This is a genomic window from Staphylococcus cornubiensis (assembly GCF_900183575.1).
GTDB classification, from domain to species: Bacteria; Bacillota; Bacilli; order Staphylococcales; family Staphylococcaceae; genus Staphylococcus; species Staphylococcus cornubiensis.
The window spans coordinates 1-19521 of record NZ_FXUZ01000017.1; the positions used below are offsets into that span (position 1 = coordinate 1).

Here is a 19521-nt window from a genome sequence, read left to right on the forward strand (position 1 = left end):
TCAGTTTCCTGACGAATTTTAAAATCCAAGGGAAGTTCGATTTAGCTTCTCTCAACTACCTATTATAAAAAATAAGTAGTGAAGAAACTATCGTCATAATTTCTTCACTACTATCTTAATATGTTTCTTAGGGGCTGGCCCTTCAACTAACTAACGCTTGATTAAACTATTACATTTGTTGAAGCGTTAGTGGATTTTCCGGACCAGCTGATCCCTCAAGAGTCTCAGCCTTCTGGCAATCATACTCCAAATACTGGAACAGAGGGCAAGTTTCTAATATGAAGACAATCCAAAGCATTTAATGATGACGATCAGTTCATCCTCAATTCCGGATGTTTTACCATCATAGATACATGTAAGTCCCTAAAAATATAGGGACTAGGAAAACTTAATCTCCTAGTCCCTTTATATTTAGTCAGCTTTAATTGCTTTATGTGCGATATCTTGACGATAGAATAAGCCGTCACTTTCAATTTTTGCTACACGTGCATAGGCAGCTTGTTGTGCCGCTTCAATTGTTGCACCTTCGCCAATTGCAAGGATGACACGTCCACCTGATGTGACATAATTTTCACCGTCATGCGTTAAGCCGCTCACAAAGTAAGCACCTGGTTCATCTTCAAATCCTGTTACTGTTGCACCTTTTTCGTATGCACCCGGATAGCCTTTTGAAGCAAGCATGACACCAACAACTGCATCATCTTTCCACTTCATGTTGATTGGTGCTTTGTTTTCCAATTCAATAATATGTGCCATTAAATCACTTTCTAAGCGAGTGAGTAATACTTGTGCTTCAGGATCGCCAAAACGTGCATTAAATTCAATCACTTTCGGGCCTTCCTTCGTTAAAATGGCACCGATATATAATAAACCGAAGAAGTCATGTCCTTCTGCTTTCATCGCTTTGGCAATCGGTTGCGCAATTTTGTCGTTGGCTTCTTTTAAGACACTTTGACTCATATGTGGCACTGGACAGTACGCCCCCATGCCCCCCGTGTTCGGTCCTTTATCTTGATCGTACGCGCGTTTATGATCTTGCGCAATCGTATCGAACGGGACTGCATAATCGCCATTCACAAACGTCATAAGCGAAAATTCTTCCCCTTCTAAAAATTGTTCGAATACGACTTTACTATTCGCTTCAGGATATAACGTTTCTACAGCTTCACGTGCTTGATCACGTGTTTCAGCAATGATAACGCCTTTACCAGCCGCGAGTCCATCTTTTTTAAGTACAATCGGCAAGTCACATGTTTCAATATATGCGAGCGCCTCATCTTTTTGATCGATTTCACGGTATGCGGCAGTTGGAATGTCATATTTCGCCATGAGACGTTTAGCAAATGATTTTGAGCCTTCGATTTGAGCGGCATCTTGGTTTGGACCAAATACTTTAATTTGTTCAGCTCTTAATGCATCAGCAAGCCCTTCTGTCAATGGTTGTTCCGGTCCAATAACGACCCATTTCACCTCATGTGCTTTTGCAAATGCAACAATCGCTTCATGATCAGATTCTGCAATCTCGTGATGTACTTCTGCGACATTTGTCATTGCAGCATTGCCTGGAATCGCATAAACTTGTGAAACCAATGGCGATTGATTTAATTTGTGTGCGAGTACGTGTTCACGTCCTCCGCCACCGACGACTAATACATGCATATTTGACATCCTCCTCATTAATGTTTAAAGTGACGCATACCTGTTGTCACCATAGCAATACCATAGCGATTCGCCATATCAATAGAATCTTGGTCTTTAATCGAGCCACCTGGTTGAATGATTGCTTTAATGCCTGCTTTTGCTGCTGTTTCTACAGTATCCCCCATTGGGAAGAAACCATCTGATGCGAGTACAACATGATCATTCATTTCAATCGCACGTTCAATTGCAATTTTAGCTGAGCCGACACGATTCATTTGACCTGCACCGATTCCCACTGTTTGCTTCTCATTCGCAAGGACAATCGCATTACTTTTTACAGATTTAACAACTTTCCAACCAAGTAACAATGCTTCCCATTGTGCTTTCGTTGGCTCAACATCAGTGACTACTTTCATGTCTGCTGGATCAACATCAAAATGGTCTTTATCTTGAACTAAGTAACCTCCTGATACAGAGACAAATTCAGTTGTATCTGCTTCTTCTGTCATTTCAATTTCAAGTAAACGGATATTTTTCTTCTGTTGTAAAATATCTAATGCTGCTTGTTCGAATTGAGGTGCAATGACGACTTCTAAGAAAATTGCATGTAAGTCTTCAGCAAGTTCAGCAGTGACTGGACGGTTTAATGCGACAATACCACCAAAGATAGATTGACTGTCCGCCTCATACGCATGTGCATAGGCTTCATGAATGTTTTCGCCTGTCCCCACACCACATGGGTTCATGTGTTTCACTGCCACAGCTGCAGGTTGCTCAAATTGTTTCACTAAACTTAATGCGGCATCTGCATCTTTTATGTTGTTGTAGCTTAATTGTTTGCCATGTAATTGTGTCGCACCTGCAATGGTATTTTTCGCTGTAGACGTACGTACAAATTGCGCAGATTGTTGTGGATTTTCACCGTAACGTAATTGCTCTTGTTGATGACCGAAAAATTGTGTAATGGCTTGATCGTATTCAAATGTATGTTGAAACACTTTAATCATTAATGACTTACGGTACGCTTCATCTAAAGTACCGTTTTGAATGCGTTCAATGACTTCATCATAGTCTGTTGGATCAACAATCGTTGTCACATGTTTGAAGTTTTTCGCTGCTGCACGTAACATCGTTGGTCCACCGATATCAATGTTTTCAATGGCGTCCATTTCTGTCACATCTGGATTTTTCACTGTTTCTTTAAATGGGTATAAATTCACAACGACCATATCGATTAAATCAATATTTTGACCTTTTAATTGCTCAAGATGTTCTGGTTTGTCACGATCTGCTAAAATACCGCCATGGACAGCTGGATGTAATGTTTTCACTCGACCGTCCATAATTTCTTCAAATTGTGTCAGTTCAGAAACCGATGTCACTTTCACACCTGCTTCGTCAATCGCACGGAAAGTACCACCTGTTGAATACAGTTCATAACCTGCTTCAACGAGTGATTGCGCGAATTGAACAATACCAGTTTTGTCTGAAACACTTAAAATCGCTTTTTTCATAATTGATGATATCTCCTTATCGAATAATCTTCTTAATGACTGCTGGGTATAGCTGATACTCTAATGATTTAATACGTTCTTCTAATGATTGTTGTGTATCGTCTTCGTAAATGGGGCATGTACGCTGCTCAATGATTTGGCCGGTATCCATCCCTGCATCTACGTAATGTACTGTTGAACCTGTTTCTTTATCCCCGCTGTTTAACGCTTGTCCTACTGCATTTTTACCTTTATATTTAGGCAATAATGAAGGATGAATATTTAAAATGCGTCCTTCATAGGCTGATAACAATGTTTCCCCGATTAAGCGCATATAGCCTGCTAATACAATCCATTCGACTGCTTCATGTTTTAACCAGTTCAATACCGCTGTTTCATAAGCGGCTTTATCATCAAAAGTTCGTGGTTCGAAAGCATGTACAGGAATGCCGTGTTGTTGTGCCAATTGAATACATGCTGCTTCCGGTTGGTCTGTGTACAATGCTGTGACTTCAATATGCGCGAGCTCACCTGATTCGACACGCTTCATAATGTTATCGAAGTTCGTGCCAGAGCCAGATGCAAAGATTGCAATTTTAACCACTATTTTGCCTCCGTTAAGCGAATGGCATGATCTTCTTCAGCAATATGACCGATTGTATAAGCATCCACATTCGCATTTTTTAAGATTTCATGAACTGTTGCTTCATCTTCAGGTGCAACGACAAGTGTAAAGCCGATACCCATGTTAAAGATGTGATACATTTCATCTGTGTCAATGTTGCCTTGTTGTTGTAACCAGTTGAAAATAGACGGTGTTGGGAATGAGGCTGTATTCACGACTGCAGTTTTGCCTTCTGGTAACGCTCTTGGAATATTTTCGTAAAAACCACCACCCGTAATATGTGTCATCGCTTTAATTCGTACATCTTTTTTCACCGCAAGTACTGGTGACACATATAAAGCAGTTGGTGTGAGTAATACATCTAAGAAACTTTGCCCCCCTTCAAATGTATCATTCACATCGATGCCTGACTCTGTAACAAGACGGCGGACTAAGCTGTAACCATTCGAATGGATCCCCTTTGAAGCAAGTCCGATGATGACGTCGCCTTTTTCTACTTTTGAACCGTCGATATAGTCATCTTTTTCAACTGCACCCACAGCAAAACCAGCGACATCGTATTCACCTTCATGATACATTTCGCCCATTTCAGCTGTTTCGCCACCGATTAATGCCGTGTTTGTTTCGACACAACCATCACTAATGCCTTTAACGATTTGTTCGATAATTTCTGGTACGACTTTATGTGTCGCAATATAGTCTAAAAAGTATAACGGTTCTGCCCCAGTCGTTAAAATATCATTTACACACATCGCAACCGCATCAATACCAATTGTGTCATGCTTGTCATAGTCAATCGCAAGTTTTAATTTTGTACCGACACCATCTGTTCCTGATACGAGTACTGGTGCTTTCATATTGAGTTGTGATAAATCAAATGTTGCACCAAATCCTCCTAAGCCGCCAAGTACTTCTTTACGCATCGTACGTTCAACGTGACTTGACATTCGTTTTACCGCTTCATAGCCAGCTTCGATATCGACACCAGCTTTTTTATATGATTCAGCCATTGATTACACTCCTCTTCTTTTCATTTCCTTAACTTCTGGTAATTCATGATCCACAATTTCAATCGGATATTCGCCAGTAAAACAAGCGTTACACTCTCCCTTTGAATCGTGTGCTTTAAATACTTCGTGCATGCCCTCTACAGATAAATACGTCAATGTATCCGCACCAATCATGTCTCGAATTTCTTCAACGGTATGTTGGGCTGCCATCAATTCAGCGTGTGTAGAGACATCAATACCGTAATAACATGGATCTTGCAACGGTGGAGAAGAAATACCCATATGCACTTCTTTGGCACCTGCAGATTTCAATGCTTTGACGATATATTTACTTGTCGTTCCGCGCACAATCGAGTCATCTATTACGACAACACGTTTGCCTTCAATGACGTCGCGAATCGGTGAATGCTTCATGCGAACTTGTCTTTCTCTGACGGACTGATCCGGTGTAATAAACGTACGTCCGATGTAGCGGTTTTTTAATAAACCTTGTTCATTCGGAATGCCTGTTTGTTCGGAAAAGCCTTTTGCTGCCTGTAATGAAGAATCTGGGACACCGATGACGATATCCGCCTCAATGCCCATTTCTTCTGCTAATTTACGACCGAGCGCTTTACGTACATTGTATATAGAGTGTCTATGAAATTCTGAATCTGGACGTGCAAAATAGACATATTCCATTGAACACATTTTATGACCGATATCTTGCGTATACATGTCATAATCCACTTCATTCTCACCAGAAAAGGTAATCAATTCACCCGGTTCGATGTCACGGATGTATTCTGCACCAATTGCTGTAAAGGCACACGTTTCACTTGCGACACAATACGCGCCGTCAACTTGACCTAACATCAACGGGCGGACACCACGATTGTCACGTGTTGCTGTCAATTGGCCTTCATTTAAAATGACACAACTGAATGCCCCTTTGACTTGATTCAATGCTGCTTTTTGATTCGTTTTAATATTTTCTGATTTTCCTTTGATCAACAGATGTGCGAGTACTTCAGAGTCACTCGTTGTTTGGAAAATGCCGCCTGTTGATTCAATGGCTAAACGAATTTGATGCGCGTTCGTTAAGTTCCCGTTATGCGCTAAGCCTAAGTCCCCTTTAGAATGTTTGAATAAGAACGGTTGAACGTTGGAAATCTCGCTCGCACCTGTTGTCGCATAACGCACATGACCGATTGCGTTCGGATAACCTTGTAATGAGTTCAACTGTTGTTCTGAGATTGCTTCAGTGAGCAACCCCATACCACGTGCACCAAAAAGTTGTTCTCCGTTCGAACAAACAATCCCTGCACCTTCTTGACCACGATGTTGTAGACTGTGTAATGCCATGTAAGTTAAATAGGCTGCATGAGGATGGTTCCATATGCCGAAAACACCGCATTCTTCATTTAGTCCACGGATGTCATACATGACTCAATTGCTCCTTCCCATTCACGTTTAAGTTCTGATGTACGACGTTCAATGACACTGTCTTGAGCTGCTACTTTGAAATCATCTGTATCCGTCAATGTACCAATACGTGTAGCGCCTTCGATGTTGAGTGTTTGACCTGCTTTTACTGCAACGATATAGCGTCCTTGTGTTTCACTGAATAATTGTGCATTTGTTAAGTTCACTTCTGCATCAATACCTAAGCTGTAGTGCGCACTAATTTTAGCAAGTGTAATCGCGAGACCACCTTTACCCACTGTTTGTGTATGTGAAATGACGCCTTCACGAATCGCACCACGAATGGCTTCACCTTTCGCCGCTTCTTGTGATAAATCCATTTGTTCTACTTCGTGGTTCACATCGCTGTATAGTAATTTTTCGATTTGGCTACCACCATAACTGTCTGTCGTTTCACCAATGACATAAAGTGTGTCCCCTACAGATGGCTGATATGTTTTTAAGAAATCAATATCTTCAATTAAGCCCACCATACCGACAACTGGTGTTGGGAAAATAGAAGATGTACGTGTTTCATTGTAAAGTGATACATTACCTGATACGACAGGTGTTGCAAGTGCTTCACATGCTTCAGCCATACCACGTGTTGAATCAGTCAATTGTTGATAAATATGTTTTTTCTCTGGAGAACCGTAGTTTAAGCAGTCCGTCATCGCTAATGGTTTTGCACCGACTGCAATTAAGTTACGGTACGCTTCAGCTACGACCATTTTGCCACCTTCATATGGATCGTTAAATACGTAACGCGCTTCACCGTCAATCGTTGATGCGATGGCTTTATTTGTACCTTCTACACGCACAACTGAAGCTTGTAAACCAGGCTTCACAATCGTGTTTGCACCGACTTGTTGATCGTATTGGTCATATAAATAATGTTTTGATGCAATGGTTGGATGTGTTAATAAACGGTCGAAAACGTCATTGACATCAATATCGTCATAGCGGTTTGGTGCTGCATTATGCTGTAACGGTTCACCTTCAAGGATATAAACAGGTGCTTCATCTGCTAAAGGTTCTACAGGAATATCCGCAAATACTTCACCTTCGTAAGTGAGGACGAAGCGGTTCGTATCTGTCACTTCACCGATGACTGCACTATCTAATTCATGATAATCAAATAAGTCTAAAAACTTTTGTTCTGTACCTTTTTTAACGACAAGTAACATACGTTCTTGTGTTTCTGATAACATCATTTCGTACGGAGAAATCCCTTCTTCACGAACAGGCACTTTTTCAAGTTCAAGGTGAATTCCGCTGCCACCTTTAGCCGCCATTTCAGATGATGAAGAAGTTAAACCAGCTGCACCCATATCTTGAATCCCAACAAGTTCTTCATAAGTAATCGCTTCTAAAGTGGCTTCCATTAATTTTTTCCCTACAAATGGGTCACCAATTTGAACAGAAGGACGTTTACTTTCACTTTCTTCAGTTAACTCTTCTGACGCAAATGTCGCACCGTGAATACCGTCACGTCCTGTTTTTAAACCAACGTAAATGACAGAGTTGCCGACACCTTTAGCTGTACCTTTTTGAATCATGTCGTGATCAATGACACCGACACACATCGCATTAACAAGTGGATTACCATCATAGCGTTCGTCAAATTCAATCTCACCTGCTGTCGTCGGAATACCGATACAGTTACCGTAGCCGCCGATACCCGCTACAACACCACGTAATAAACGGCGATTTGTTTTTTCAGTCAGCTCACCAAAACGTAAACTGTTCAATAAGTTAATTGGACGCGCACCGATTGATACGATGTCACGAATAATGCCACCGACACCTGTCGCAGCACCTTGGTATGGTTCAATGGCTGATGGGTGATTGTGTGATTCTACTTTAAATACCACCGCTTGGTTATCACCAATGTCCACAACACCTGCACCTTCACCAGGTCCCATTAAGACATGTTCACCTGTTGTCGGGAATTGCTTCAAAAATGGTTTAGAATGTTTATATGAACAGTGCTCACTCCACATGACAGAAAAAATACCTGTTTCCGTAAAATTAGGTGTACGTCCTAAAATTTCAGTTACTTTTTCAAATTCTGCATCGCTTAACCCCATGTCACGATATAATTTTTCAACTTTGACTTCTTCTGCAGTTGGCTCTAAAAATTTAGGCATTTTGTTCCCTCCAGCTATTCACCATTGATTCGAATAATTTCACGCCACTGTCTGTACCAAGAATCGCTTCTAATGCACGCTCTGGATGTGGCATCATTCCACAAACATTCCCTGCTTTGTTCACAATACCAGCAATATCATCATGTGAACCGTTTGGATTATCCATATATTTTAAGATGATTTGATTATTGTCGATAAGTTCTTGATAAATCTCATCTGTACAATAATAATGACCTTCGCCATGTGCCACTGGGTACACGACTTCTTCGCCTTCACTGTAACCTTGTGTAAATGGCGTTTGATTGTTCACAATTTTAAGATGTTCATTACGGCTAACAAATAAATGTGAATCGTTGTGTAATAATGCGCCTGGTAATAAGCCGATTTCTGTTAAGATTTGGAAACCATTACATACACCGAGTACAGGCTTTCCTTCATCAGCAAGTCTTTTCACTTCTGTAATAATCGGAGCAACACTTGCAACCGCACCTGAACGTAAGTAATCTCCAAATGAAAAACCACCCGGAATTAACACGCCATCGTACCCTTTTAATGACGTCTCACGGTAATCAACATAGTCCGCATCGACACCTGATTTAAGTGCTGCGTTGTACATGTCACGGTCGCAGTTAGAACCTGGGAATCTAAGGACAGCGAATTTCATATTATTGATTCTCCTTTTCATCCAAAACTTTATAACTGTATTCTTCAATCACTGTATTCGCAAATAACTTTTCACTTAATGTTGTCACGACATTGTGTACCGCTTCATCTGTTGCTTCATCTACAGTCATATATAAAACTTTACCTACACGGATATCGTTGACTTGTTCATACCCTAAGTCGTGTACAGCGCGAGTTAACGCTTGACCTTGTGTATCTAAAACTTGTGGTTGTAAAGTGATGTGTAATTCGATTGTTTTCATGATTAAAGTGCCTCCAATTTATTTAAGAAAGTTTGGTAAGTATCAATTAAAGATCCTGTATCTTCTCTATAAACATCTTTGTCAAAGTTTTCTTGTGTTGCTTTATCCCAAATACGACATGTATCTGGAGAAATTTCGTCAGCGAGTAGCAATTGACCTTCACGATCCACGCCAAATTCAATTTTAAAATCAACTAATGCTAAGCCCATCTCATCCATTAACTTAATCAGTGCTTGGTTCACGCGTAAAGCTTGTTCTTTCAACTTCTCAATCGTTGCATCGTTTGCAATACCCAATAATTTAACGTGATCATCTGTAATCAGTGGGTCATTGAGATCATCATTTTTATAGAAAAACTCTACAAACGGATAATCAAAGACATGACCTTTGTCAAATCCTAAACGCTTCGTAATTGAACCTGCTGCAATGTTACGTACAACAACTTCTAATGGAATAATGTCTACTGCTTTAACAAGTTGTTCCGTATCTGATAGTTGCTCGATAAAATGACTTTCAACACCCTCTTTTTGGATGTAGTCAAAGATGCGTGATGTAATTTGATTGTTTAAGCGTCCTTTACCCGCCATTGCATCCTTTTTCGCACCATTGCCTGCTGTCACTTCATCTTTATATTCAATTCTTAGTACGTCAGGTTGTTCCGTTTGAAATACACGTTTCGCTTTGCCTTCATATAAAAGACTCATTTGCATTAGTCTCTCCCTTCAAATTTTCCGACCATTTGTTGCTCAGTCGTTGCAATATCATCTGTTAAAATTGTTAAATGCCCCATCTTACGTTCAGGTTTTCGTGATGCTTTGCCGTAGAGATGGACGTGCCATTCAGGATGTTCAAAAAGCTCATCTTCCAACAAATCTAAATCTTTACCTAGCAAATTCATCATAATTGCAGGTTTAAGCAATTCAATTTGTTGCGGCAAACGATGTCCTGTTACAGCTAAAATATGTGTGTCAAATTGCGAATAATCACACGCTTCAATCGAATAATGTCCTGAGTTGTGCGGGCGTGGTGCAATTTCATTCACATACAATTCATTGTGTTGATCAATAAAAAATTCAACTGTAAACGTCCCTACAAAGTGAACGGCTTCCCTAATTTTTTCTACTTCTCGACGTGCCTCTTGTTCATGATTCGCACGTGCAGGTACAACCGTTTTAAATAACACTTGGTCTCGGTGTTCATTTTCTTGTAATGGGAAATACACTATTTGACCTTCATTACCAATAGTGACAGTTAAAGATACTTCTTTTGCTAAGTCTAAAAATTGTTCGGCAACACATTCTTGGTTAGCAATCAGTTCACGCGCTTCATCTAATTGTGCTTCAGAAGTGAGGCGAATTTGGCCTTTGCCATCATAGCCACCGAAACGGGTTTTCAACATCAATGGAAAGCCTAATGTCTGCACCGCTTCATCTAAATCTGCTTCAGAAGTCACTTGCACAAATGGCACCACTTTTGTCCCAGCTTTGGCAAGCGTTTGTTTTTCAGTCAAACGGTCTTGCAACAATTGGATAGCTTGGTAACTTTGTGGCACATTGTATATTGAAACCAATGTTTGCAGTTGCTCCGCTGCAATGTTTTCAAATTCGTACGTAATGACATCCGACATCTCACCAAGTCGCTCTAACGCTGGCATGTCATCGTACTTAGCGTGAATAAATTCATGTGCGACGTAACGACATGGACACGTCTCATCAGGATCTAATACCACAACTCTAAATCCCATTTTTTGTGCAGACTGTGCCATCATCTTTCCCAATTGTCCGCCGCCGATAATGCCGACAGTTTGACCTATCTTCAACTTATCGAAGGTCATCTTGCATCTCCTCCACTTTCTTAACAAGCGATTGTTCGTATGCTTCAAGTCTGCTTTGTACTTCTTGATCTGTCATCCCTATCATTCTTGCAGCTAAAATACCGGCGTTTTTAGCACCTGCTTGACCAATAGCTGTCGTCGCTACCGGTATACCACCTGGCATTTGTACGATTGAAAGTAAAGAATCTAGCCCTTTTAAACTTTTTGACTCGATCGGCACACCTATGACCGGTAAACTTGTCATCGACGCGACCATACCTGGTAAATGCGCGGCACCCCCTGCACCAGCAATAATGGCACTATAGCCATTGCTTCTCGCATTTGTTGCAAAATCGACCATCATATGTGGCGTACGATGTGCAGATACGACTTTTTGATCATACGGAATTTTAAATTCTTCTAACATGGCACATGCTTCTTTCATGACATTCCAGTCTGAAGAACTCCCCATAATGACTGCTACTTTCACAATGAACACCCTTTCAAAAATTTGAAATACTATTCTTAATAGTTGTATATTACAGGTATAGCATAACAAGCTTAAATTGTTTTTTCAACGCAAAAATCGAACTTTAATACTTTTTTAACATCTATATTTCGTATTTCGGTTCATTTTTGTTATAATTAAATTGCAATCATTCGTTAACGTTCGAATTATTACGAGGAGGCTAATATTTTATGAGTGCAAAGATTTTAGATGGCAAGCAAATTGCGAAAGATTATCGTCAAGGTTTACAAAATGAAGTAGAAAAATTGAAAGCGCAGGGCTATACACCGAAACTTTCGGTTATTTTAGTAGGAAATGACGGGGCTAGCCAAAGCTATGTACGTTCTAAAAAGAAAGCAGCTGAAAAAATTGGTATGATTTCAGAAGTGATTCATTTAGAGGAAAGTACTTCAGAAGAAGATGTATTAAAAGAATTAGATCGTTTGAACCAAGACGATTCAGTCAGTGGCATTTTAGTTCAAGTTCCACTTCCTAAACATGTAGATGAACAAAAAGTGCTTGATGCGATTGATCCAGATAAAGATGTGGATGGTTTTCATCCTATCAATATCGGTCGCTTATACTTAGACAATGCGCAATTGATTCCTTGTACACCGCTTGGCGTGATGGAATTATTAAAACATGCCGATATCGATCTTGAAGGAAAAAATGCAGTTGTAATCGGTCGCAGTCATATTGTAGGCCAACCTGTTGCGAAACTATTGCTTCAACAAAATGCAACAGTGACAATTTTACACTCTCGCAGCCAAAATATTAGCGCACATTTAAAACACGCTGATGTCATTGTCAGCGCTGTGGGTCGTCCAGGTATGGTCACTAAAGATGACGTGAAACCGGGTGCTGTTGTTATTGATGTTGGTAATACACCAGATGAAAATGGTAAGCTTAAAGGCGATGTAGAGTATGATGAAGTGAAAGAAGTCGCGGGTGCGATTACGCCTGTACCTGGTGGCGTCGGTCCAATGACGATTACGATGGTATTGAATAATACGTTAATTGCTGAAAAAATGCGTCGTGGCATTGAATAATGAAGAAGTGTGTGATGGTTGAAGCCATTGCACACTTCTTTGTTTGTAACAAGTTTAATTATAGAGCTCTTTTTCTGTTTTCTTATTCATTCCAGAAATCACATCTTGCAAAAAAAGGGTGGGACATAATCATTTTTGATGCTATAGATGCATTTTTTAGTTTAACTATCCCTCCCAATGATTTGTGGTGTTTGTTTGCCCTTATGGCTTCGCTTTCCCAGGGGACTTGTCTCAACTAGCCAACGCTTGATTGAACGATGACATACATGTGGCGTTGGCGGATTTTCGACTGCGTCTGATCCCTCGGGAGTCTCAGCATTTTGGGCAATCTTACATCAAATGCATTCACTTAAGGAAAGTTTATGAAATGGAGACACCCCCTTAGCATCCAAATATTACGGTCTATTCATCCTCATTTTTGGCTGTTTTACCATCATTAATCGATATATGTCCATAAAAAGAAAAATAAAATTGGACGGTCTAGTTCAGTAATGCCAATTTTAATTATTGAACCCTTGACAAATCGTAGGAAAAAGGAGCTAGGACACATATTGTGCCTAGCTCCTCGACATTTATTCTATACAGGTACACTTAAACGTGGTACGAACGTTTCGAAATGGATGCGATCTTGTTCAACTCCTAATACTTGTAGTGATTTTAGAATAGATTGTAAGAATGCTGTGCCACCACAAACATATACTTCAGTATCTTCTGAAAGGTATGGTTTTAATTCTTCTGCTTCTAAATATCCTTCTCTATCTCTTAAATGAATGTGTAAATGATTGTTTTTACCTGATGCAGTGATTTTTTCAAGTTCAGGAACAAATGCTGCTTCTGATTCAGTGGATGCAACATGGATCATTTGTGCAGCGACGTCATTCCCCGCAACTTGGCGATACATTGAAATCAGCGGTGTGATACCAACACCAGAACCTAGGAACAATTGAGGTCGCTCTGCATTATGAATTTGGAAACCACCAACTGGCGCAGATAAATATAATGTATCTCCTTCATGAAATTCATCGTGTAAAGCTGTAGACACTTCTCCTTCATGCGCATCATTTACGTCACGTTTAACACCAAATGTTAAGAAGTCTTTACCCCCATCAATAATAGAATAATGACGTTTCGCTTTATATGGCAACTTTTCACTTTCGATATCTACTGTAATATATTGCCCTGGTGTAAATTGACTTAAATCTTGTGATTCTGACGTTACTGTAAAAGCTTTAATGTCAGATGTCACTGTTTCGATTTTTGATATTTTGAATGGTTTGAAACCTTCCCAAGCCATACTGTCATAGATTTCTTTTTCAACCATAATAAATGCATCCGCAATCATACCATACGCTTTTGCCCAAGTTTGAATAATAGGATGGTTCTCGTCAATACCCACAACTTCTTGAATTGCTGCAAGTAAATTTTCTCCTACGATTGGATAATGCTCTGGTAACACTTGTAACGCACAATGTTTATAACCAATTTCTCTCACTACTGGCAAAATAGGTGTCAAATCTTCAATATTCATCGCAGCAGCAAGTACAGATTGTGCTAATGCTGTTGATTGAAACCCTTTTTTCTGGTTCGTTTGATTGAACATGTTGCGTAATTCAGGATGCTGATTAAACATACGGTTGTAGAAATTAGATGTGATTTCTGTCCCTTTTTCTTTTAATACCGGTACTGTTTCTAAAATAATCCCTTTTTCTTCCTGTGTTAACATTGACAATCACTCCTGTATAAAGTTTACATTCTATAGTTTATATGAATTGATGTATCGTATGCTATTTATACACGTTCTTTACATCAACATTATAAAATATTAAATGAACTTACATATTTTTAATCATAATTAGGTCCATAGTAGGATAGCTTATTTTGCTCAAAAATGTATAATACTAATTAATCATACTATATCGTAATCGTTGAGTTGAACGGAGGCCTCATTTTATGAACAAATTACTTCAATCTTTATCTGCACTTGGTGTATCAGCTACACTCGTTTCACCTAATCTTAATGTAGAAGCAACAACGAATACTGTTCCCTCTATTAAAGGTGTAGAGGATTCAGTCATCAAAGTTGGCGAGGACTACAATCCTTATGATGGTGTCATAGCGTACGATAAAGAAGATGGTGACTTAACTGATAAAATCAAGGTCAATGGTCATCTCGATACAACTAAACAAGGCATTTATACATTACAATATGAAGTCACAGATTCTGATGGTGCAATCGAAACATCGTCACGTACCATTAAAGTTGTAGATGCACCATCCAATGAATAGCTAGCTGACAACACAATTACTATGAAAGCATAACGTTTCTTCTTTTTTAGTAGTGTGCTCAACGATTACATTATCTTGAGTCTCACATTGCTGATTTGAATCATCCTATATAGTATATAGAGCACGCCATATCATTTCACAATCAAGCTCTATATACTATCGTACCCCACACCTCTATTTTACACTTTTTTTCACAAACTTTTATTAGTCAATTCCCTACATTTTAATTAAGAATCCCCTGTGCAAAAGCCGTAAGAATTTTCTGTCAATACATGTGAATTTAAACATTTTTTCCCATTTTCTTCATTAATAAGTAATCACTATGACATTTCACAAAATGTACACATAATTTTAATAAACCTCAGAAACGGCGCCATGCCTAGAGAAACAAGGGTTTATGGAATTTAAGTTAATTGTTTTTTCAAAAAGCCACTTGTAAATATCACATATTATTTTAAAATTAGTATAAGCCCTACAATTGTAGTATTAGGAGGTCAAAAAAAGTGTCAAAATTAAAGTCTTTGCTTCTTGCATTTGGAACATTGTTTTTGCTTGCGGGCTGTTCTGATGTAGAAGTTTTAAACGCAAAAGGGCCAATGGCCAGCGACCAAAGATTTTTGATTATCTATTCAATCATCTTCATGGTTGCCATTGTTGTTGTCGTACTTATTTTATTCGCGATATTCACTTATAAATACCGCTATAATAATACGCGCGAATCTGGTAAGATGCACCACAACGCACTTCTTGAAACAGTATGGTTTATTATCCCTGTAATTATCTTAATTGCATTGATGATTCCGACTGTTAAAGCCTTATATCAATATGAGGAGCCACCTAAATCTGAAGATGACCCTATCGTCATTTATGCAGTAAGTGGTGGATACAAATGGTTCTTCGCTTATCCAGATGAAAAAATTGAGACGGTTAACCATCTTAAAATTCCAACTAATCGTCCAGTAACTTTCAAACTTCAAGCGATGGACACAATGACGAGTTTCTGGGTTCCACAACTTGGTGGTCAAAAATACGCAATGACTGCGATGACTATGGAGTGGACTTATGAAGCGCATGAAGAAGGTACATATCGTGGCCGTAACTCAAACTTCAACGGTGAAGGTTTCTCACGTCACACATTTAACGTTGAAGCTGTGAGTCAAAAAGAGTATGATGCTTGGGTTAAAGATGCACAATCTAAGAAACAACTCGACCAGGATACATTTGATAAGCAACTTCTTCCTATCACTCAGAACAAAGAATTAACATTCAGTGGAACACACATGGCATTTGTTGATCCAGCAGCTGATCCAGAATACATCTTCTACGCTTATGATCGATTTAACTATGCGCCAAAAGACCACAACTTCTATGATGATAAAGAAGGTGTCTTAAGCGAACCGAATAAGCCAGCGCGTAAAATACAAATTACGAATGCCAACTACGAACGTCATGGTATGAAAGCAGCAATTCTCAAGAACGATCAACCGTTTGATAACGAGTTCAAAAAGCAGCAAAAACATACTATGGACGAAATGGAATCAATGCATGAAGGTGCCAAAGACGCTGAGGCACACAAAGATCATAAAAGTGGAGGTGGACATTAATGATGGACTTTCCATGGAATGAGCTTATCGTAAAAGGTAACTGGATGATTACATTGGCTCAAATCAGTGCACCTTTCCTAGTTATCGGTGTCATTGCTGCCATTACTTACTTTAAGCTCTGGGGATATTTATATAAGGAATGGTTCATGTCAGTCGACCACAAAAAAATCGGTTTGATGTACTTAATCTGTGCTGTATTAATGTTCGTACGTGGTGGTATTGATGCAATTCTATTACGTATTCAATTAACTGTACCAGATAACCCATTCTTAGAGTCAAATCACTATAATGAAATTTTCTCAACGCACGGTGTCATCATGATCATCTTCATGGCAATGCCACTTGTAATTGGTTTAATGAACATCATTATCCCATTACAAATCGGTGCACGTGACGTTGCTTTCCCAGTATTGAACAACATTAGCTTTTGGTTGTTCGTAGCGGGTATGCTTTTATTTAACCTTTCATTTATTGTCGGTGGTTCACCAGCAGCAGGTTGGACAAACTATGCGCCACTTGCCGGTGAATTCAGTCCTGGACCTGGTGTCAACTACTACTTAATTGCCATCCAGATTTCAGGTATTGGTACTTTAGCAACGGGTGTGAACTTCTTCGTTACTATCATCCGTCTAAAATCACCAAGTATGACATTTATGCAAATGCCAATGTTCGTTGTCACAACATTTATTACAATGTTAATCATCATCTTGGCATTCCCAGTGTTAACTGTAGCACTTGCATTAATGACTGTTGACAGAGTGTTTGATACTGCATTCTTCACAGTAGCTAATGGCGGTATGCCGATGTTATGGGCAAACTTCTTCTGGGTATGGGGGCACCCTGAAGTATACATCCTTGTCCTTCCAGCATTCGGTATTTATTCAGAAATTATTCCAACATTTGCACGCAAACGTTTATTTGGACACCAAAGCATGGTGTGGGCAACAGCAGGTATCGCATTCTTGAGTTTCTTAGTTTGGGTTCACCATTTCTATACAATGGGTAATGGTGCTTTAGTTAACTCATTCTTCTCGATCACAACAATGTTAATCTCTGTGCCAACGGGTGTAAAAATCTTTAACTGGTTATTTACACTTCACAAAGGACGTATTTCGTTCGAATCGCCAATGTTATTTGCATTAGCGTTTATTCCTAACTTTACAATTGGTGGGGTTACTGGGGTTATGCTTGCGATGGCATCAGCAGACTTCCAATACCACAACACTTATTTCTTAGTGGCACACTTCCACTATACAATTGTTGCCGGTGTTGTATTTGCATGTTTCGCAGCTATGATTTTCTGGTATCCAAAAGCTATGGGTTACAAATTATTCGAAAAACCAAACAAATGGTTCTTCTGGATTTTCATGATTGGTTTCAACGTGACATTCTTACCACAATTCATTCTAGGTCTTGATGGTATGCCACGTCGTTTATACACTTACATGCCAGAAGACGGTTGGTTCGTATTGAACGTTATTTCTTCAATCGGTGCTGCAATGATGTCGATTGCGTTCTTAATCTTTGTAGGTAACATTGTTTACAGTCACCTCAAAGCACCACGTGAAGCAACTGGTGATAACTGGAACGGCTTAGGTCGTGGTTTAGAGTGGTCTACTGCATCTGCAATTCCACCTAAATACAACTTTGCGATTACACCGGATTGGGATGACATTGATACATTTGTTGAAATGAAAAAACAAGGTAGACACTATCTTGACAATCATAATTACAGCGACATTCACATGCCGAACGATACACACATCGGTTTCTGGATGGGTATCTTCTTCTTTATCGGTGGTTTCTTCTTAGTATTCGAAACATTATTACCTGCGATTCTTGCATTAGCTGGTATCTTCGGTTTAATGATTTGGAGAAGTTTCCAACAAGATCATGGTTACCACATTCCTGCAAGTGAAGTAGCTGAAACTGAAGCGCGCTTAAGAAAAGCTCGCCAAAAAGAAAGGGAGGCTATGAATCATGAGTCATAAAAATGTGAATACTATTGATGCTCGTACACATGAAGGCGATTTAAACAAACTCGGTTTCTGGATCTTCCTTACAGCTGAATTCGCACTTTTTGGTACACTTTTCGCAACACTGTTAACGCTCCAACATGGTGGTAGTTATGGTGGTATGTTAACAACAGATTTGTTTGAATTACCACTCGTATTAATCATGACATTCCTACTTTTAGCAAGTTCTTATACTTGTGGTATTGCGATTTACTACATGCGTAAAGAGAACAAACAATTGTTATTAGTTTGGATGATTATTACAATCCTTTTGGGTATTGGATTCGTTGGCTTTGAAATTTTCGAATTTAGTCACTATGTGCATGAAGGTGCTACACCACAACTTGCATCTTATTGGTCAAGTTTCTTCATCCTTTTAGGAACGCACGGTGCCCACGTAACAGTTGGTATTTTCTGGATTATTTGTTTATTAATCCAAGTTGCCACTCGGGGACTTACAAAATATAATGCACCAAAATTATTTATTGTAAGTTTATACTGGCACTTCTTAGACGTTGTGTGGATTTTCATCTTCACTGCAGTGTATATGATAGGGATGGTGTATAGCGGATGAATACAATTGTAAAACATACAATAGGCTTTATCGCCTCAATCATTTTAACTTTACTCGCTGTTTTCGTGACTCTATATACATCATTGTCATTCCAAGCAAAAGTAACAATTATTTTCGGTTTTGCATTCATCCAAGCGTTTTTACAACTCTTAATGTTCATGCACTTAACTGAAGGTAAAGATGGTCGTGTTCAACTTGCGAAAGTTATCTTCGCGATTATCATTACATTGATCACAGTTATCGGAACATACTGGGTAATGCAAGGCGGACATGGTTCACATATTTAATCCATGACGCAAAAAGCACTAACACATCGCGTGTTAGTGCTTTTTTCATCTTCAAGATTGTTATTGCTGAATCCCCTCTCCCTTTTCAATCACACTT

The 19521-nt window shown here is 39.3% G+C and carries 18 protein-coding genes; 6 read left to right on the forward strand and 12 right to left on the reverse strand.

Annotated elements, in window-relative coordinates:
- Nucleotides 1-411: 411 nt before the first annotated feature.
- Genes purD through purE form a run of 11 tightly spaced genes read right to left on the reverse strand, consistent with a single transcriptional unit; the run spans nt 412 to nt 11591 of the window.
- The gene (gene purD, locus CCE82_RS11110; protein WP_086429449.1) at nt 412-1659 is read right to left on the reverse strand and encodes a phosphoribosylamine--glycine ligase; all 1248 of its coding nucleotides are present in this window, start codon (nt 1657-1659) and stop codon (nt 412-414) included.
- A gap of 17 nt (nt 1660-1676) precedes the next feature.
- The gene (gene purH / locus CCE82_RS11115) at nt 1677-3155 is read right to left on the reverse strand and encodes a bifunctional phosphoribosylaminoimidazolecarboxamide formyltransferase/IMP cyclohydrolase (RefSeq protein ID WP_086429450.1); all 1479 of its coding nucleotides are present in this window, start codon (nt 3153-3155) and stop codon (nt 1677-1679) included.
- Between the two features lie 16 nt (nt 3156-3171).
- A complete protein-coding gene (gene purN / locus CCE82_RS11120) occupies nt 3172-3738 on the reverse strand; it encodes a phosphoribosylglycinamide formyltransferase (protein ID WP_086429451.1) in 567 nt (188 codons plus the stop codon).
- A complete protein-coding gene (purM, locus tag CCE82_RS11125) occupies nt 3738-4769 on the reverse strand; it encodes a phosphoribosylformylglycinamidine cyclo-ligase (RefSeq protein ID WP_086429452.1) in 1032 nt (343 codons plus the stop codon). Before purM ends, purN begins: the two co-directional genes overlap by 1 nt.
- A 3-nt stretch (nt 4770-4772) precedes the next feature.
- Nucleotides 4773-6194: an amidophosphoribosyltransferase gene (gene purF / locus CCE82_RS11130; protein WP_086429453.1), complete on the reverse strand. Its 1422-nt coding sequence runs from the start codon at nt 6192-6194 to the stop codon at nt 4773-4775.
- Entirely contained in the window at nt 6173-8362 is a 2190-nt protein-coding gene (gene purL, locus CCE82_RS11135) for a phosphoribosylformylglycinamidine synthase subunit PurL (RefSeq protein ID WP_086429454.1), read from the reverse strand. Before purL ends, purF begins: the two co-directional genes overlap by 22 nt.
- Nucleotides 8355-9026: a phosphoribosylformylglycinamidine synthase I gene (purQ, locus tag CCE82_RS11140; protein ID WP_086429455.1), complete on the reverse strand. Its 672-nt coding sequence runs from the start codon at nt 9024-9026 to the stop codon at nt 8355-8357. The genes purL and purQ overlap by 8 nt, the downstream gene beginning before the upstream one ends.
- A 1-nt stretch (nt 9027) precedes the next feature.
- Nucleotides 9028-9288, reverse strand: coding sequence for a phosphoribosylformylglycinamidine synthase subunit PurS (gene purS / locus CCE82_RS11145; RefSeq protein ID WP_014614277.1), 261 nt, complete (start codon nt 9286-9288; stop codon nt 9028-9030).
- A 2-nt stretch (nt 9289-9290) separates the two neighbouring features.
- The gene (gene purC / locus CCE82_RS11150; protein WP_086429477.1) at nt 9291-9992 is read right to left on the reverse strand and encodes a phosphoribosylaminoimidazolesuccinocarboxamide synthase; all 702 of its coding nucleotides are present in this window, start codon (nt 9990-9992) and stop codon (nt 9291-9293) included.
- 5 nt (nt 9993-9997) lie between these two features.
- The gene (gene purK, locus CCE82_RS11155) at nt 9998-11122 is read right to left on the reverse strand and encodes a 5-(carboxyamino)imidazole ribonucleotide synthase (protein WP_086429456.1); all 1125 of its coding nucleotides are present in this window, start codon (nt 11120-11122) and stop codon (nt 9998-10000) included.
- Nucleotides 11109-11591, reverse strand: coding sequence for a 5-(carboxyamino)imidazole ribonucleotide mutase (gene purE, locus CCE82_RS11160; protein WP_086429457.1), 483 nt, complete (start codon nt 11589-11591; stop codon nt 11109-11111). The genes purK and purE overlap by 14 nt, the downstream gene beginning before the upstream one ends.
- A gap of 209 nt (nt 11592-11800) precedes the next feature.
- Between purE and folD the strand changes: the two genes are divergently transcribed.
- On the forward strand, nt 11801-12658 hold the full coding sequence (gene folD, locus CCE82_RS11165; RefSeq protein WP_086429458.1) for a bifunctional methylenetetrahydrofolate dehydrogenase/methenyltetrahydrofolate cyclohydrolase FolD: 858 nt from the start codon (nt 11801-11803) through the stop codon (nt 12656-12658).
- Nucleotides 12659-13235: 577 nt separating this feature from the next.
- Here folD and CCE82_RS11175 read toward each other — a convergent pair.
- Entirely contained in the window at nt 13236-14381 is a 1146-nt protein-coding gene (locus tag CCE82_RS11175; protein ID WP_086429460.1) for a globin domain-containing protein, read from the reverse strand.
- 227 nt (nt 14382-14608) lie between these two features.
- On the opposite strand from CCE82_RS11175, the gene CCE82_RS11180 reads away from it, so the two are divergent.
- From CCE82_RS11180 to qoxD, 5 genes are all read left to right on the forward strand, one after another.
- On the forward strand, nt 14609-14944 hold the full coding sequence (locus CCE82_RS11180) for an immunoglobulin-like domain-containing protein (protein WP_086429461.1): 336 nt from the start codon (nt 14609-14611) through the stop codon (nt 14942-14944).
- Between the two features lie 503 nt (nt 14945-15447).
- A complete protein-coding gene (gene qoxA / locus CCE82_RS11185; RefSeq protein ID WP_086429462.1) occupies nt 15448-16548 on the forward strand; it encodes a cytochrome aa3 quinol oxidase subunit II in 1101 nt (366 codons plus the stop codon).
- A 2-nt stretch (nt 16549-16550) separates the two neighbouring features.
- Nucleotides 16551-18539 (forward strand): cytochrome aa3 quinol oxidase subunit I, encoded by a 1989-nt coding sequence (gene qoxB / locus CCE82_RS11190; protein ID WP_086429478.1) that lies wholly within the window; start codon nt 16551-16553, stop codon nt 18537-18539.
- Complete coding sequence (gene qoxC, locus CCE82_RS11195) at nt 18529-19137, forward strand: cytochrome aa3 quinol oxidase subunit III (protein WP_086429463.1); 609 nt, start codon at nt 18529-18531, stop codon at nt 19135-19137. The genes qoxB and qoxC overlap by 11 nt, the downstream gene beginning before the upstream one ends.
- Nucleotides 19134-19424 (forward strand): cytochrome aa3 quinol oxidase subunit IV, encoded by a 291-nt coding sequence (gene qoxD, locus CCE82_RS11200; RefSeq protein WP_014614288.1) that lies wholly within the window; start codon nt 19134-19136, stop codon nt 19422-19424. Before qoxC ends, qoxD begins: the two co-directional genes overlap by 4 nt.
- The last annotated feature ends 97 nt before the right edge of the window (nt 19425-19521 follow it).

Excerpts from the sequence above, each read along its gene's own strand:
- purD (WP_086429449.1), bottom strand. The coding sequence starts at position 1,659 with ATGCATGTATTAGTCGTCGGTGGCGGAGGACGTGAACACGTACTCGCA.
- purH (WP_086429450.1), bottom strand. The coding sequence starts at position 3,155 with ATGAAAAAAGCGATTTTAAGTGTTTCAGACAAAACTGGTATTGTTCAA.
- purM (WP_086429452.1), bottom strand. The coding sequence starts at position 4,769 with ATGGCTGAATCATATAAAAAAGCTGGTGTCGATATCGAAGCTGGCTAT.
- purF (WP_086429453.1), bottom strand. The coding sequence starts at position 6,194 with ATGTATGACATCCGTGGACTAAATGAAGAATGCGGTGTTTTCGGCATA.
- purL (WP_086429454.1), bottom strand. The coding sequence starts at position 8,362 with ATGCCTAAATTTTTAGAGCCAACTGCAGAAGAAGTCAAAGTTGAAAAA.
- purQ (WP_086429455.1), bottom strand. The coding sequence starts at position 9,026 with ATGAAATTCGCTGTCCTTAGATTCCCAGGTTCTAACTGCGACCGTGAC.
- purS (WP_014614277.1), bottom strand. The coding sequence starts at position 9,288 with ATGAAAACAATCGAATTACACATCACTTTACAACCACAAGTTTTAGAT.
- purC (WP_086429477.1), bottom strand. The coding sequence starts at position 9,992 with ATGAGTCTTTTATATGAAGGCAAAGCGAAACGTGTATTTCAAACGGAA.
- purK (WP_086429456.1), bottom strand. The coding sequence starts at position 11,122 with ATGACCTTCGATAAGTTGAAGATAGGTCAAACTGTCGGCATTATCGGC.
- folD (WP_086429458.1), top strand. The coding sequence starts at position 11,801 with ATGAGTGCAAAGATTTTAGATGGCAAGCAAATTGCGAAAGATTATCGT.
- CCE82_RS11175 (WP_086429460.1), bottom strand. The coding sequence starts at position 14,381 with ATGTTAACACAGGAAGAAAAAGGGATTATTTTAGAAACAGTACCGGTA.
- CCE82_RS11180 (WP_086429461.1), top strand. The coding sequence starts at position 14,609 with ATGAACAAATTACTTCAATCTTTATCTGCACTTGGTGTATCAGCTACA.
- qoxB (WP_086429478.1), top strand. The coding sequence starts at position 16,551 with ATGGACTTTCCATGGAATGAGCTTATCGTAAAAGGTAACTGGATGATT.
- qoxC (WP_086429463.1), top strand. The coding sequence starts at position 18,529 with ATGAGTCATAAAAATGTGAATACTATTGATGCTCGTACACATGAAGGC.
- qoxD (WP_014614288.1), top strand. The coding sequence starts at position 19,134 with ATGAATACAATTGTAAAACATACAATAGGCTTTATCGCCTCAATCATT.